The sequence below is a fragment of the Streptomyces sp. NPDC045678 genome, assembly GCF_056432085.1.
In genome coordinates, this window is sequence record NZ_JBWKJS010000006.1 from 54,325 (window position 1) to 68,923 (window position 14,599).

At 72.4% G+C, this 14,599-nt stretch carries 13 protein-coding genes; 4 read left to right on the plus strand and 9 right to left on the minus strand.

The window, feature by feature from the left end; all coding sequences use genetic code 11:
* The first annotated feature begins 79 nt into the window (after positions 1 to 79).
* Entirely contained in the window at positions 80 to 805 is a 726-nt protein-coding gene (locus tag AC07DO_RS21465; protein WP_479061716.1) for a SigE family RNA polymerase sigma factor, read from the plus strand.
* Positions 806 to 947: 142 nt separating this feature from the next.
* On the opposite strand, the gene AC07DO_RS21470 is transcribed toward AC07DO_RS21465, so the two are convergent.
* A complete protein-coding gene (locus AC07DO_RS21470) occupies positions 948 to 1,589 on the minus strand; it encodes a uridine kinase family protein (RefSeq protein ID WP_479061717.1) in 642 nt (213 codons plus the stop codon).
* Positions 1,590 to 1,813: 224 nt separating this feature from the next.
* On the opposite strand from AC07DO_RS21470, the gene AC07DO_RS21475 reads away from it, so the two are divergent.
* Positions 1,814 to 2,203, plus strand: coding sequence for a hypothetical protein (locus AC07DO_RS21475; RefSeq protein WP_479061719.1), 390 nt, complete (start codon positions 1,814 to 1,816; stop codon positions 2,201 to 2,203).
* Here the strand turns inward: AC07DO_RS21475 and AC07DO_RS21480 are convergent.
* Both AC07DO_RS21480 and AC07DO_RS21485 read right to left on the minus strand, forming a co-directional pair.
* Positions 2,200 to 3,771: an MDR family MFS transporter gene (locus tag AC07DO_RS21480; protein ID WP_479061721.1), complete on the minus strand. Its 1,572-nt coding sequence runs from the start codon at positions 3,769 to 3,771 to the stop codon at positions 2,200 to 2,202. The two genes, AC07DO_RS21475 and AC07DO_RS21480, sit on opposite strands and share 4 nt — an antisense overlap.
* Before the next feature lie 29 nt (positions 3,772 to 3,800).
* Positions 3,801 to 4,400 (minus strand): NADPH-dependent FMN reductase, encoded by a 600-nt coding sequence (locus tag AC07DO_RS21485; RefSeq protein ID WP_479061723.1) that lies wholly within the window; start codon positions 4,398 to 4,400, stop codon positions 3,801 to 3,803.
* 102 nt (positions 4,401 to 4,502) lie between these two features.
* Here AC07DO_RS21485 and AC07DO_RS21490 point away from each other — a divergent pair, with 102 nt between their 5' ends.
* Positions 4,503 to 5,231: a TetR/AcrR family transcriptional regulator gene (locus AC07DO_RS21490; RefSeq protein WP_479061725.1), complete on the plus strand. Its 729-nt coding sequence runs from the start codon at positions 4,503 to 4,505 to the stop codon at positions 5,229 to 5,231.
* Positions 5,232 to 5,319: 88 nt separating this feature from the next.
* Here AC07DO_RS21490 and AC07DO_RS21495 read toward each other — a convergent pair whose 3' ends face one another.
* The 3 genes from AC07DO_RS21495 to deoC are packed head-to-tail and all read right to left on the minus strand — an operon-like array spanning position 5,320 to position 8,577.
* The gene (locus AC07DO_RS21495) at positions 5,320 to 6,204 is read right to left on the minus strand and encodes an aldehyde dehydrogenase family protein (protein WP_479061727.1); all 885 of its coding nucleotides are present in this window, start codon (positions 6,202 to 6,204) and stop codon (positions 5,320 to 5,322) included.
* The gene (locus AC07DO_RS21500) at positions 6,197 to 7,633 is read right to left on the minus strand and encodes an aldehyde dehydrogenase family protein (protein WP_479061729.1); all 1,437 of its coding nucleotides are present in this window, start codon (positions 7,631 to 7,633) and stop codon (positions 6,197 to 6,199) included. Before AC07DO_RS21500 ends, AC07DO_RS21495 begins: the two co-directional genes overlap by 8 nt.
* 5 nt (positions 7,634 to 7,638) lie before the next feature.
* The gene (gene deoC, locus AC07DO_RS21505; RefSeq protein ID WP_479061731.1) at positions 7,639 to 8,577 is read right to left on the minus strand and encodes a deoxyribose-phosphate aldolase; all 939 of its coding nucleotides are present in this window, start codon (positions 8,575 to 8,577) and stop codon (positions 7,639 to 7,641) included.
* A gap of 88 nt (positions 8,578 to 8,665) precedes the next feature.
* Here deoC and AC07DO_RS21510 point away from each other — a divergent pair, with 88 nt between their 5' ends.
* Positions 8,666 to 9,301 (plus strand): PH domain-containing protein, encoded by a 636-nt coding sequence (locus tag AC07DO_RS21510; protein ID WP_479061733.1) that lies wholly within the window; start codon positions 8,666 to 8,668, stop codon positions 9,299 to 9,301.
* An 81-nt stretch (positions 9,302 to 9,382) separates the two neighbouring features.
* Here AC07DO_RS21510 and AC07DO_RS21515 read toward each other — a convergent pair whose 3' ends face one another.
* From AC07DO_RS21515 to AC07DO_RS21525, 3 genes are all read right to left on the minus strand, one after another.
* Positions 9,383 to 10,615, minus strand: a complete 1,233-nt coding sequence (locus AC07DO_RS21515) for a hypothetical protein (RefSeq protein ID WP_479061734.1) — start codon at positions 10,613 to 10,615, stop codon at positions 9,383 to 9,385.
* A gap of 151 nt (positions 10,616 to 10,766) precedes the next feature.
* Positions 10,767 to 12,431 (minus strand): phospho-sugar mutase, encoded by a 1,665-nt coding sequence (locus tag AC07DO_RS21520; RefSeq protein WP_479061736.1) that lies wholly within the window; start codon positions 12,429 to 12,431, stop codon positions 10,767 to 10,769.
* A gap of 1,266 nt (positions 12,432 to 13,697) precedes the next feature.
* A complete protein-coding gene (locus tag AC07DO_RS21525; protein WP_479061737.1) occupies positions 13,698 to 14,522 on the minus strand; it encodes a purine-nucleoside phosphorylase in 825 nt (274 codons plus the stop codon).
* Between the last annotated feature and the right edge of the window lie 77 nt (positions 14,523 to 14,599).

The following is a 14,599-nucleotide window of genomic DNA, read 5'->3' on the forward strand; positions in this document are numbered from 1 at the left end:
ACGGACACCGCCATGAAGTCACTGCGGCAGAGTTCTGGTCACACGGAAGAAGCCGGACTCCACCGACGGGGGGCGCAAGATGAATACGCTGCACAGCACCAGCTCGAGCGCAGTTGTCACGCGTCTCCACGACGTCGGACGGGGGTCTGAGAAGTCCGGTGCCGTGAGCGGGCGGGGGTGCGCTCGCGGCGCCGGGCGTCAGCACACCGGGTTCATGACGGTGGTTGACAGGGCTCACGGGGGAGCCGCGTACGGGGAGGGCTCGGGGGAGCGGAAGTCACTGTCGGAGGCGGAGTTCACCGCCTACGTACAGGAACGCCGCGCCTCCCTGTACGCAACCGCCTACCACCTGACCGGCGACCGGTTCGAGGCCGAGGACCTGCTGCAGAGCGCCCTCTTCTCGACGTACCGGGCGTGGGACCGGATCAGCGACAAGGCCGCGGTCGGGGGCTACCTCCGCCGCACCATGACGAATCTGCACATCAGCGCGTGGCGCCGCCGCAAGCTGAACGAATACCCGACCGAGGAACTGCCGGAGACGGTGGGCGACACGGACGCGATGCGCGGCACGGAGCTGCGCGCGGTTCTCTGGCAGGCCCTGGCCCGCCTCCCCGAACTGCAGCGCACGATGCTCGTGCTCCGCTACTACGAGGGTCGTACGGACCCCGAGATCGCGGACATCCTCGACATCAGCGTCGGCACGGTGAAGTCCAGCATCTGGCGGTCGCTCCGCCGGCTGCGCGAGGACGAGGTCCTCAGCTTCGGCCGTGACGAGGAGGAGTCCTTCGGCGAGTTGGTCGCCTGAGGGGCAGGGGGAACACGGGGGACCGTCGCTCCGGGGGGTTGCGGCGGTTGCACGGGGGACCGCACGGGGGAAACAAGTGGAGGACCGGAAGGCCGGGGGGTCTTTCCGGTCCCTCTGCTTTTCCCGGGCTGCTCCGGCTCCGCTACGAGGAGGCCCGGGCCCGCGCCTGCACGCACCGGCCGGCCGCTGCCGCCGCGACCCGCCCCAACGCCTCGTCCTTCGCGCAGGGGTGCGCACCCAGCGCGGTCTGCCGCGCCACGATGGCGCGCTCCGCCCGCATGAGCCGCCAGCCGCGCCGCAGCAGGAACGGCACGGACTTGCGCCCCTCCCGCAGATCCCGCAGCAGCCGCCGCCGGAACGTGGTCGCGGGCCGCCCCCGCAGACAGATCGCGTCGGCCAGCACACCGAGCTCCCGGCACCGCTCCACGATGTCCGCCGCGAAGATGCCCTCGGCGACGAAGAGCGGCGTGCGCTCGATGTCCAGGGCCTCCTGCCCGACGCGCGCACTGATCGAGATGTCGTAGACCGGCACGTTCGTGCGCCCCGTCCGGCACAGCTCCTCGATCGCGGCGACCGCCACGTCGGAGTCCCAGGAGTCCGGCGAGTCCCAGTCGATGTCCGAACTGCCCGGGACCACCGGCAGCGTGGGGTCACCGGCTTCCTTGTAGAAGTCGTCCAGACACAGCACGGGCAGCCCCGACCGGGCGGCGAACGACGACTTCCCCGAGCCGGAAGGGCCCGTCAGCAGCACGACACGGGTCGGTATCGGGGGATGGGAACCCAATTCTCTGAGCCTTTGCAGCCGGAGTGGACCGCATCTCCCGACACGGCGCGTCCGTGTGGACGGGAGCCATTATCAACCGAGGCGCCCGGGATGGGGCTCCCCCGTCCCGCTCCCGTGCCGCCGCACGCGCCGCCACGCCGAGGGGCCTTGGTTCGGGCACGCTCCGTCAACTACGCTACGTGCTCGCTCGATTACTCTACGACGCACGGATGTGAGCGGTACCCATGGCACGACACGCAGTGAAGAAGCTCCCCCGGTCCGGTTCGCGCGCGCTGTTGCGGGCGGGGCTCACCGTGACGGCGGCGGGGGCGGCGCTCGGGGTGGGCGGTACGGCGGCTGCCGCGGCGGCGGAGCCGGGGCCTTCGGCGTCGCCGTTGCAGGGTCTGTCGACGGCGCTGCACCACTCGGCGGCCGGCGGGCTCGCTCCGGTCAAGGACCTGCAGCTGGACCCGCTGGCCAACACCAGCGCCGACCCGCTCGACAACACGCTCGGTACGCAGGTCGCGGACTTCAAGCCGGTGAACACGGGCTTCGTCACGGGACCGCTGACCTCGGGCGGGTCCCTGGCCGACCTGCCGGTCGTGGGCGGGGCGACGCGGCTGCTGCCGAGCTAGTCGCCGGACGCGGCGGCCTCCGGTCCGGTCCGCAGCGGTACTTCGCGGATCAGCCATGCCACCGCGAGCGCGAGGGCGCAGAGCACGGCCGTGCCGGCCATGACGCCGTGCAGTCCGCCGGCGACACCGGCCCGGAAGGCGTCGCGTGCCGGCTCGGGGAGGCCGTGCAGGAGCGCGGGGGTCGGCCCGCCGCCCGCGAGGTGCCCGCCGTCGGGGCCGAGCCGTTCCGCGAGGGAGTCGGTCAGGCGGCCGGTGTAGACGGAGCCGAGGACCGCGACGCCGAGCGAGCCGCCGATGGTGCGCAGAAGCGCGTTGGTGCCGCTGGCGGCGCCCATGTCGCGGAGCTCCGCGCTGTTCATGGTGATCAGGAGCGACGGCTGCATCAGGCAGCCGAGGCCCGCGCCGAGGACCAACGTCAGCGCGGACGCCACGGCCGTGGCGGTGTCCACGTCCACGGTCAGCAGGGCCAGGGCGCCCACCGTGGCGACGGCGCCGCCCGCGATCGGATACGCCCGGTATCCGCCGCCCTTGGCGACCGCCCGGCCGATGTACAGCTGCGTGCCCATCATGCCCAGCATCAGCGGGAGCAGCAGCAGACCGCTCTCCGTCGACGACATGCCGCGGACGAACTGCATGTACTGCGGCAGGTAGCTGGCCGCCCCCATCATCGCCGCGCCGGCCAGGAAGGTGAGCACCTGGGCGAGCGTGAAGTTGCGGTCGCGGAACAGGCGGGGCGGGACGACCGGTTCGGGCGCGCGCCGTTCCACACGGGCGAACGCGGCGAGCGAGGCCGCCGCGAGCAGTGCGAGGCCGCAGATCTGCGGCGACAGCCAGTCGTACGTCGTGCCGCCCCAGGTTCCGAGCAGCGTCAGCGCCAGGATGCTCGCCGTGAGGAGTGCGGCGCCCGCGTAGTCGATCCGGGCCGTGCTGCGCTCGCCGCGCAGTCGGACGAGGAGGCCGACGAGCAGGAGCGCGACGGCGCCGACGGGCACGTTGACGTAGAAGACCCAGCGCCAGTCGAGCCGGTCGGTGAGGAAGCCGCCGAGGAGCGGGCCGCCGATCATCGCGACGGGCAGCATGACGCCGATCATCGACTGCGAACGCCCTGCCTGTGCGGGCGTGAGCAGTGTTCCCATGAGGGACATCGCGCCGACGAAGAGGCCGCCCGCGCCGAGCCCCTGGAGGGCACGGAACGCGATCAACTGCTCCATGTTCTGGGCGAGTCCGCAGAGCACGGATCCGGTGAGGAAGACCGTGATCGAGGTCAGATAGCTGCCCTTGCGGCCGTACAGGTCGCCGATCTTGCCCCAGATGGGGGTGGAGACGGCGGCGGCGAGCAGGTAGGCCGTCACCACCCACGAGAACTGTCCGAGCCCGCCGAGGTCGCCGACGATCGTCGGGAGCGCGGTGCCGACGATGGTGCCGTCGAGCGTGGCCAGGATGATGCCGAGCAGCAGACCGAGGATGGCGAGGCGGGAGGGCGGGTCCGGGGTGTGCGCCGCCGGTGCCTGTGCGGGGAGCGTCGGTTCCGGGGCGGTGGGCGGGGTGGTTTCCGTGCGCTGGTTCATGACGTCCTCAGGGTGTGGTCGACGGGACGTCAGGCGGCGTACGGACGGACGGCCTTCGCGTCGCGCAGCGCGAGCGCCCACCAGGCGAGCTGGTCGAGCATGGTCTTGACGGCGGCGTCGCTGGCCGGCTCCGTCATGTGTCCTTCGGCGTCGAACAGGCCCCAGGCGTTGTGCAGGCTGACCGTGTTGCGGATGGTGGTCGCGTTCAACTCGGCCATGACGAGGCGGAGTTGCTCGACCGCCCGCAGGCCGCCGGAGATGGCTCCGTAGGAGACGAAGCCGATGGGCTTGGCGTGCCACTGCTCGTTGTGCCAGTCGATGGCGTTCTTCAGGCTCGCCGGGAAGCTGTGGTTGTACTCCGGCGTGATGAACACGAACGCGTCGGCCGCCGCCAGGCGCGGCGAGACCAGGGCGAGGGCCTCCTCGGTGCCGGGCGCGGCCGGGCCGCCGAAGGGGGGCATGACCGTGGGCAGCGGGGTCTCGGCGAGGTCGACGACGTCGACGTGCATGTCGTCGCGCTGGTCCAGGTGGCGCTTGACCCAGCGGGTGACGACGGGGGCGAAGCGGCCCTCGCGGGTGGAGCCGACGAGGACGGCGACGCGGAGCGGGGTCTGGGTGGTTGCGGACATGGGGGTCCCCCTGAGGTGTGCGGCAGGATGTGTACGGCGTATCCGATGCGTACAACGTACACAGGTAATGTGTACGCCGTCTACAAGGGATACGGTGTACGCATGGCCACACAGAAAAAGGGCGCGCCCGACGTCTCGCTCTGGGAGCGGATGGAACGTTCGGCCTCCACGCAGCGGGCCGCGTTGACCCTTCAGAAGATCGCGGCGGTCGCGGTGCGGATCGCCGACACCGAGGGGTATCCGGCCGTCACCATGCGCCGCCTCGCCACGGAGCTCGGCGTCGCGCCCATGGCCGCGTACCGCCACGTCTCCGACAAGGGTGAGCTGTCGGTGCTGATGGTCGAGTGGGTGACCGGCGAGATCGCGGTGCCGGACGAGGTCACCGGCTGGCGCGACACCCTGTGCGCCTTCGCCCGGCAGTCCCGGCAGCTGATGCTGGACCACCCCTGGCTGGCCCACATGCCGGCCCCGCTCTACGCCCTGACGCCCAGCCGGATGGCCGTCGCCGAGCGGCAGATGGCGTCCCTGGACGGGCTCGGCCTCGACCCCGATCAGCTGATGGCCGCCTTCCGCACCGTCAGCGCCTATGTGCAGGGCTCGACCCAGGCGGAGGTCGTCCAGCGGCGCTACCGCGACGAGAACGGCTGGCGGAGCGGGGACGAGACGCGGGCCGCGCTCGCGCCGCAGATGAACTACCTGATGGAGAGCGGCCGTTACCCGGCGTACCGGCGCTACGCGTACGGCGCGGCCCGCAAGGACGACGACGCGTGGATGTTCGAGACGGGCCTGGAGTGCGTGCTCGACGGGGTCGCGGCCCGGTTCGGCATCTGATCCGCGACGCGGCGCACGCAGGACGAAGCCCCGGCCTCCTGGACGGAGGAGGCCGGGGCTTCGCGGTGCGGGAGTGGCCGGTGAGCGGCTAGTAGGCCGAGCCGGACGCGCCGAGCGAACCCGTCGGGTGCCAGACCGTTTTGGTCTCCAGGAAGGCCGTCAGGCGGTGCGTGCCGGGGTCGGCGGACCAGTCCACAGGCTGTGGACGGAACACGCGCTTGAGGTTGTCGGCGGCGGCGATCTCCAGATCGCGCGCCGGCTCCGCGTCCGTGCCCGTCAGGTCGATCGCGTTGACGTCCTGGTGGGCGGCGAGCGGCGCCGCGATCTCGGCGGTCCTGCCGGTGAGGATGTTGACCACGCCACCGGGGACGTCCGACGTCGCGAGGACCTCACCGAGCGAGAGCGCGGGCAGCGGCGACTTCTCGGAGGCGATCACCACGGCCGTGCTGCCCGTCGCGATCACCGGGGCGATCACCGAGACGAGGCCGAGGAACGACGACTCCTGGGGCGCCACGACCGCGACCACACCCGTCGGCTCCGGCGTCGACAGGTTGAAGAACGGGCCCGCGACCGGGTTCGCCCCGCCCACGACCTGGGCGATCTTGTCGGTCCAGCCCGCGTACCAGACCCAGCGGTCGATCGCCGCGTCCACCTGGGCGGCTGCCTTGGACTTGGAGATGCCCTCCGCGTCCGCCACCTCCCGCACGAACTGGTCCTTGCGGCCCTCCAGCATCTCCGCGACGCGGTAGAGGACCTGGCCCCTGTTGTACGCGGTCGCGCCCGACCAGCCGCCGAACGCCTTGCGCGCGGCGACGACCGCGTCACGGGCGTCCTTGCGGGAGGAGAGGGGCGCGTTCGCCAGCCACTTGCCCTTTGAGTCGGTCACCTCGTACACCCGGCCGCTCTCGCTGCGGGGGAACTTGCCCCCGACGTACAGCTTGTAGGTCTTGAAAACCGTGAGTCGGTCAGACATCGAGGTACGCCTCCAGCCCGTGCCGGCCGCCCTCGCGGCCGAAGCCCGACTCCTTGTAGCCACCGAACGGCGACGTCGGGTCGAACTTGTTGAAAGTGTTGGCCCAGACGACGCCCGCCCGGAGCTTGTTCGCGACAGCGAGGATGCGCGAGCCCTTCTCCGTCCAGATGCCGGCGGAGAGCCCGTACTGCGTGTTGTTGGCCTTGGCGACCGCCTCGTCCGGCGTACGGAACGTGAGGACGGACAGCACCGGGCCGAAGATCTCGTCGCGGGCGACGGTGTGCGCCTGCGTGACGTTGGTGAAGAGCGTCGGCGCGAACCAGTAGCCGGACGACGGGAGCTCGCACGGCGCCGACCAGCGCTCCGCGCCCTCCGCCTCGCCGGTCTCGGCGAGCGCGGTGATGCGGGCGAGCTGCTCGGCGGAGTTGATGGCGCCGATGTCGGTGTTCTTGTCCAGCGGGTCGCCCAGGCGCAGGGTGGAGAGGCGCCGCTTGAGCGCGTCGAGGACCTCGTCCTGGACCGACTCCTGGACGAGGAGGCGCGAGCCCGCGCAGCAGACCTGGCCCTGGTTGAAGAAGATGCCGGTGACGATGCCCTCGACGGCCTGGTCGATGGGGGCGTCGTCGAAGACGATGTTCGCGCCCTTGCCGCCCAGTTCGAGCGTGACCTTCTTGTCGGTGCCCGCGACCTGGCGCGCGATGGCCTTGCCGACGGCGGTGGAGCCCGTGAAGGCGACCTTGTTCACGTCCGGGTGGGCGGTCAGGGCCGCGCCCGCGTCGCCGTACCCGGGAAGGATGTTGACGACGCCCTTGGGCAGGCCCGCCTGACGGCAGATGTCCGCGAAGAACAGGGCGCTCAGCGGCGTCGTCTCGGCGGGCTTCAGGACGACCGTGTTGCCGGTCGCGAGCGCCGGGGCGATCTTCCAGGCCAGCATCAGGAGCGGGAAGTTCCAGGGGATGACCTGGCCCGCGACGCCGAGGGGGCGCGGGTCCGCGCCGTAGCCCGCGTGGTCGAGCTTGTCGGCCCAGCCCGCGTAGTAGAAGAAGTGCGCGGCGACGAGGGGGAGGTCGGCGTCCCTCGTCTCCTTGATGGGCTTTCCGTTGTCGAGCGTCTCCAGGACGGCCAGTTCGCGGCTGCGCTCCTGGATGATCCGCGCGATGCGGAAGAGGTACTTGGCGCGCTCGGCACCCGGCAGCGCCGACCACTTCTCGAAGGCCTTGCGGGCGGCCTTCACCGCGCGGTCGACGTCCTCGGAGGAGGCCTGCGCGACCTCGGAGAGGACCTCTTCGGTGGACGGGGAGACCGTCTTGAAGACCTTGCCGTCGGCGGCCTCGGTGAACTCGCCGTCGATGAACAGGCCGTAGCTCGGCGCGATGTCGACGACGGAGCGCGACTCGGGCGCCGGAGCGTACTCGAAGGGGGAAGTCATGTTGATCAGTCCACCGTCACGTAGTCGGGGCCGGAGTAGCGGCCGGTGGCCAGCTTCTGACGCTGCATGAGCAGGTCGTTGAGGAGCGAAGAGGCACCGAAGCGGAACCAGTGGTTGTCCAGCCAGTCGGGACCGGCCGTCTCGTTCACCAGCACGAGGAACTTCACCGCGTCCTTGGTGGAGCGGATGCCGCCCGCGGGCTTCACACCGATCTGCACCCCGGTCTGCGCACGGAAGTCGCGGACGGCCTCCAGCATGAGCAGGGTGTTGGCCGGGGTGGCGTTGACGCCGACCTTGCCGGTCGAGGTCTTGATGAAGTCGGCGCCCGCGATCATGCCGATCCAGCTGGCGCGCTTGATGTTGTCGTACGTCGAGAGCTCACCGGTCTCGAAGATGACCTTCAGGCGGGCGGAGCCGCAGGCCGCCTTCACGGCGCGGATCTGCTCGAACACCGTCATGTAGTCACCCGACAGGAACGCGCCCCGGTCGATGACCATGTCGATCTCGTCGGCGCCCGCCGCGACGGCCTCGCGCACGTCGCCCAGCTTCACCTCGATCGCCGCGCGGCCCGCGGGGAAGGCGGTCGCGACGGACGCGACCTTCACGCCGCTGTTCCCGACGGCCTCCTTGGCGGTGGCGACCATGTCCGGATAGACGCAGACGGCCGCGGTGCGGGGGGTCTCACGGTCGGTCGGGTCCGGGTTCACGGCCTTCGCGCCGAGCGCCCGGACCTTGCCCGGGGTGTCGGCGCCCTCGAGCGTCGTCAGGTCGATCATCGAAATGGCCAGGTCGATGGCGTACGCCTTCGCCGTGGTCTTGATCGAACGGGTACCGAGCGAGGCGGCACGCGCCTCCAGGCCGACCGCGTCGACGCCGGGCAGCCCGTGAAGGAAGCGGCGGAGCGTGCTGTCGGACGCTGTCACGTCAGCGAATGCAGTGGGCATGGTCACGAGGGGAGCATATCTACGCGCGTAGCTGCTGTACAGGGGGAGGCGCCGGGGCACCCCGCCGGGCTTCAGGCAGAATCAGGGTATGAGCGACCCTCGAGACCCCGTGGCGGAGCCCGCCTACAAGGACCGCACCTTCCGGTCCCCGGCCGGCATCGCCGGCGGCGTCCTGCTGCTCGCCCTGGGCGCCTGGCTCGGCATCGACGCGGCGATCCGCGGCGAGGGCCGCACCCCGTGGCTCGCGCTCGCCGGACTGCTCTTCGCGGTGCCGCTGGTCGTCGCGTTCACCGTACGGCCCGTCGTGTACGCCAACGACGACCACCTCCGGATCCGCAACCCCTTCCGGACCATCACACTGCCGTGGGCGTCCGTCGCGACGCTCCGCTCCGGCTACTCCAACGAGGTCCTCACCAACGCCGGCGCCAAGTTCCAGCTCTGGGCGATCCCCGTCTCGCTGCGCGGCCGCAAGAAGGCGTCCCGCAGGCAGTCGCAGGCCGCCGCGTCCGGCGACCCCACGGGCGGCCGCCCCTTCCTCGACCCCACCGCCCCGCCCACCCGCGCGGCGGGCGACCACTCCATGGACGAGCTCCGCGACCTCTCCGAACGGCGCGCCGACGCGGAGTCCGCGCAGGGCGAGCCCGTGGTGCGCTGGGCCTACGAGATCGTGGCGCCGTGCGTGGCGGGGGCGGTGCTCCTCGCGGTGCTGCTCGCGGTGACCTGAGGGTTGCTCGCGGTGACCTGAGGGCTGTTCGCGCGCGGCGATGTGATGTGGGCGCGGGGCGGCGGTGGGTGGCGGGTGTGGTTACGGCGGGCCGTGCCAGCCCAGGAGCATGTGGCCGCCGCACACCGCGGACATGAGCGCCGCCGCGGTCAGCAGCGTCACGGGAACGTGTGCCCTCGCGCGCGCCAGCGCCACGGCGACCGGCAGCAGCAGCGGAAAGCCGGGCAGCAGGAAGCGGGCCCGGGGAAAGTAGACGCCGCTGCTGCCGAGCACGATCACGAGCAGCAGACCGCCGAAGACCAGCAGGGGCAGCGGCTGCCGGTCGCCCACCGACAGCACGAACAGCACGACCGCGCCCAGCAGGACGACCGTCACCATCGCCACGAACAGCGCGGGCCGCTCGGTGACGAACAGGTCCCGCATCCGCCGCCACGTCGCGACACCGCCGTCCCACTCGTTGCGCCACAGCTTCTGTACGGCGAAGTAGCCGTCCCAGCGGCCGAGCCGCAGGCCCACCCAGCCGACGTACGCGAGCCAGCCGAGGGGGGCGAGCAGGGCGCCGAGGAGCGGGCGAAGGGGGGAGGCGGCGGGGCGTGGGCGGCGCAGGGTGAGCAGGGCGCTCAGGGACACCGCCGCGGCCACCGCCACCCCCGTGGGACGCGTCAGGCCCGCCAGCGCGGCGAGGGAGCCCGCCCACACCCAGCGCCCGCTGAGCACCGCGTACAGCGACCAGGCGCACAACGCCGTGAACAGGGACTCCGTGTAACCCATCCACTGCACGAGCGCCACGGGCAGGCTGCCCCAGAGGACGGCGAGGACGACACCCGCCCTGCGGCCGTACAGCCGGTCGCCCACCGCGAAGATCCCCCACGCGGCGAGCAGCGAGGCGGCCACCGACACCGAGAGGCCCGCTGCACCCCGCGGCAGCCACGGCACGAGGGCGTCGCCCGCCCTGATGAGCAGCGGGTAGAGCGGGAAGAAGGCGAGGTTGTTGCCGTCGATCCGGGTGCCGAGCTCGTCGGCGTAACCGTTCTGGGCGATCTTCAGGTACCAGTCGCAGTCCCACGACTCCATGAGCAGGTGCCGCACGCCGCGGTGGTCGCGGTGGGCCCACACGGTGAACACCAGGAGGCCGAGCGCGCGGACGGCCGCGTACGCGGCGAGGGCGGGCCAGGCGTGGCGCAGGGCGCCGGTGGCGCGCGCCCCGAGGCGCCGCGGCCCGGGCGCGGTCGCGGCGCCGTGCGGGCCTCTGGACGCGGGCGCGGGGACGCGGGACGGGGCGGCGGTCGAGGGCTCGGAGAATCCGTACGGCACTGCGGCGGCTCCCGGAACGAGAAAGTGCGCTACCGGTCGTCCCTTCCTGGGAAGACCGGCAGCGCACCGGGGCACTGCGGCAGTCGCGTCGCGGAACCACTCGGACGGGTGGTTGTCGACCTTGTTGACCGGGCGCCCGCCGGGGTTCGCGTCAGATGCCCGCTGCCGCCGACAGGTCGCGCTTGATCGCGGCGAGGAGGTCCGTCGCGCGGGTGCGGGCCCCGGGCAGCGCGGCCTTGTCCGCCACCGGGACGACCACTTCGAGGTAGCACTTGAGCTTCGGCTCGGTGCCGCTCGGGCGGACGATGACGCGGGCGCCGTCGAGCGTGTAGCGCAGACCGTCGGTGGGCGGCAGCGTCTCCGTGCCGCGCGTCAGGTCCTCCGCCTTCGACACGGCCAGGCCCGCGAGCTCCGTCGGCGGCTGCTCGCGCAGGCGGCGCATCGCGTCCGCGATCAGGGACAGGTCCTCGACGCGGACCGACAGCTGGTCGGTGGCGTGCAGGCCGTGCTCCACGGCGAGGTCGTCGAGGAGGTCGAGGAACGTGCGGCCCTCCTCCTTGAGCTCGGACGCGAGTTCCGCGAGCAGGAGCGCCGCGGTGATGCCGTCCTTGTCGCGCACGCCCTCGGGGTCGACGCAGTAGCCGAGCGCCTCTTCGTAGCCGTAGCGGAGGCCGTCGACGCGGGCGATCCACTTGAAGCCGGTCAGGGTCTCCTCGTAGGGGAGGCCCGCCTTCTCGGCGATCCGGCCGAGGAGCGACGAGGAGACGATCGACTCGGCGAAGGTTCCGGTGGCACCGCGCTTGACGAGGTGTGCGGCGAGGAGGGCGCCCACCTCGTCGCCGCGGAGCATCCGCCAGTCCGTGCTGCCGGCGCCGACCTTGACCGCCGCCGCGCAGCGGTCCGCGTCCGGGTCGTTGGCGATGATCAGGTCGGGTGCGGGGGTGGTGCGGGCCGCCGTCGCGAAGGCCAGGTCCATCGCGCCCGGCTCCTCCGGGTTCGGGAACGCGACCGTGGGGAAGTCCGGGTCCGGCTCGGCCTGCTCGGCGACGAGCGTCGGCGCGGGGAAGCCGGCGCGGGCGAACGCGGCGAGGAGGGTGTCCTTGCCGACGCCGTGCATGGCCGTGTAGACGGCGTGGGCGGTGCGGGGGGAGCCGGGGGACAGGACGGCGTCCGTGCGGGCCAGGTAGGCCTCCAGGACGTCGTCGGCGAGGGTCTCCCAGCCGGTGTCCGGGCGCGGCACGTCGTGGAGGCTCGCGATCGCGTCGATCTGCGCGGCGATGTCCGCGTCGGCGGGCGGGACGATCTGGGAGCCGTCGCCGAGGTAGACCTTGTAGCCGTTGTCGCGCGGGGGGTTGTGGCTGGCCGTGACCTCCACGCCCGCGGCGGCACCCAGGTGCCTTATGGCGAAGGCGAGGACGGGGGTGGGGAGGGGGCGGGGGAGGACGGCGGCGCGGAGGCCGGCGCCGGTCATCACGGCGGCGGTGTCGCGGGCGAAGTCGGCGGACTTGTACCGGGCGTCGTAGCCGATGACCACGAGGCCGTCGGTCTGGCCCTTGCTCTTCAGGTACGCGGCGAGGCCGGCGGCGGCGCGGATCACCACGGAGCGGTTCATTCGCATGGGGCCTGCGCCGAGTTCGCCGCGGAGGCCGGCGGTGCCGAACTGGAGGGTGCCGGCGAAGCGGGCGCCGAGCTCGGTGATGTCCTGGGCGTCGATGAGCTTGCCGAGCTCTTCGCGGGTCTCGGGGTCCGGGTCCTCGGCGAGCCAGGCCCGGGCCTGCGCGATGAGCTCTGAGGTGGCGGGGGTGTCGTCCTGCACGGTGTCTTCAGCCTCTCCTGGCGGGGCGCCTTGGGCGGGGTCTGCGCCTTGGGGTCGGTGGGTGGGGCGGTTGTGGGTGTGGGTGTGGGGGTGGGGGTGGTTGCGGCGGTGGCTGTGGTTGTGGGTGTGGTTGTGGTTGTGGCGGTGGCGGTGGTTGCAGCTGCGGTGCGGCTGCGGGTCGGTGGGGGCGGTGCGCCTTGGGTGCGTCTGTGGGTGCGGGGCCGCGGGGGTATGTACGTACTCGCTATCCCTGCGCCGCGTCGGGTGTTTCTGAACGTCAGGGTGCGCTCGGTGCTCCGTGCGCACATACCCCCACGTCCCCTCGCGTCTCGCCCGCGGGTGCGGCCCGGCGGGGGTGAGGCCCCTGGCCCGCCTGCGTCCGGTCGGGGTGAGGTCCCCCTCGCCCGCCTCCGTCTGGTGGGGGTGAGGTCCCCCTTCTCCGTCTCCGTCCGGTGGGGGTGAGGTCTCCCTTCTCCGTCTCCGTCCGGTGGGGGTAGCCCCCTCGTCCGCCTGCGTGGGGGATGAGGGGCCTCGTCCGGGAGCCCCGCCCACGTGGGCCCGGGTGGGAGCCGGGGATCCCTGCCCCGTTGTGTCCGGTGGGGGTGGGCTCTCCGCCGGCCGGGTGCGGTGGCGTTGGGTTCCCCGCTCACGGGTGCGCGGGTTTCTCGCCCGCTCGTGCCTGGTGGCGTCGGAGCTCTCCACTCACTCGTACCCGAGTGCGCGGGTTTCTCGCCCACTCGTGCCCGGTGGCGTCGGAGCTCTCCGTCCACTCGTGTCCGGTGGGGGATGGGCTCTCCCCCGCCCGTGCCCGGTGGGGGAAGGGCTCCCCGCCCACTCGCCCGGTGGCGGTGCTTTGCCCCTGCCCGCCTGGTGGCGTCGGAGCTCTCCGCCCACCCGTGCCCGGTGGCGACGGGATTCCCCGTTCCCCGCCCATCCGTGTCCGGGGGGATGGGATCCCCGGCCCCCATCCGTGTCCGGTGGGAGGCTGGGGCACCCCGCCCCCGTTGTGTCCGGTGGGGGATGGGTTCCCCGCCCACCCGCCCGGTGGCGGTGCTTCCCACCCGCCTGTCCGGTGGGGGACGGGGTTCCCACCCGCCCCTACTTCGCTGGACGGCGCGGGGTGAACGGGTGGGTGGGTGGGGAGCATTCGCCGCGGAGCGGCGGGGTTGGGGGCTCCTGCGTGCGCGGGATGTCGCGGGGCGAGCCGGGCGGGTGGGCATCCGTCGCGGGGGCGCGCCGGGTGCCCACCTTCCCGTTCGCGGAGCGTCAGACGCGGCCCAGGACCTGGCCCAGGAGCTCGCCCATGCGCGTCGCGCTGTCGCGGCCCGCCTGGAGGACCTCCTCGTGGTTGAGGGGCTCGCCCGTCATGCCCGCGGCGAGGTTCGTGACCAGGGAGATGCCGAGGACCTCCGCACCCGCCTCACGCGCCGCGATCGCCTCGAGGACCGTGGACATGCCGACCAGGTCCGCACCGATGGTGCGGGCCATGCGGATCTCCGCCGGGGTCTCGTAGTGCGGGCCGGGGAACTGCGCGTAGACGCCCTCCTCGAGGGAGGGGTCGATCTCCTTGCAGAGGGCGCGCAGGCGCGGGGAGTAGAGGTCCGTGAGGTCGACGAAGTTCGCGCCGACGATCGGGGACGTCGCCGTCAGGTTGAGGTGGTCGCTGATCAGTACCGGCTGGCCGGGGCGCATGCCCTCGCGCAGGCCACCGCAGCCGTTGGTCAGCACGATGGTCTTGCAGCCGGCGGCGACGGCGGTGCGGACGCCGTGCGAGACGGCGGCCACGCCACGGCCCTCGTAGTAGTGGGTGCGGCCCAGGAAGACCAGCACGCGCTTGGCGCCGATCTTGAAGGAGCGGATGCGGCCGCCGTGGCCCTCGACCGCCGGCGGCGGGAAGCCGGGCAGCTCGGTGACGGCGAAGTCCGCCTCGGGCTCGCCCAGCGCGTCGACGGCCGGCGCCCAGCCGGAGCCCATCACGAGGGCGACGTCGTGGGTCTCGGCGCCCGTCAGCTCGCGAAGACGCGCGGCGGCGGCGTCGGCGGCGGCGTACGGGTCGCCCTGGATGTCGTCCGGAATAACTGAAGCGTTCACGCGGACGAGAGTAGCCGCTCATGGCCTACGCGCGTAGATGACGATGCCCACGGGATTGCGATCGTTGTCTTGTCGTT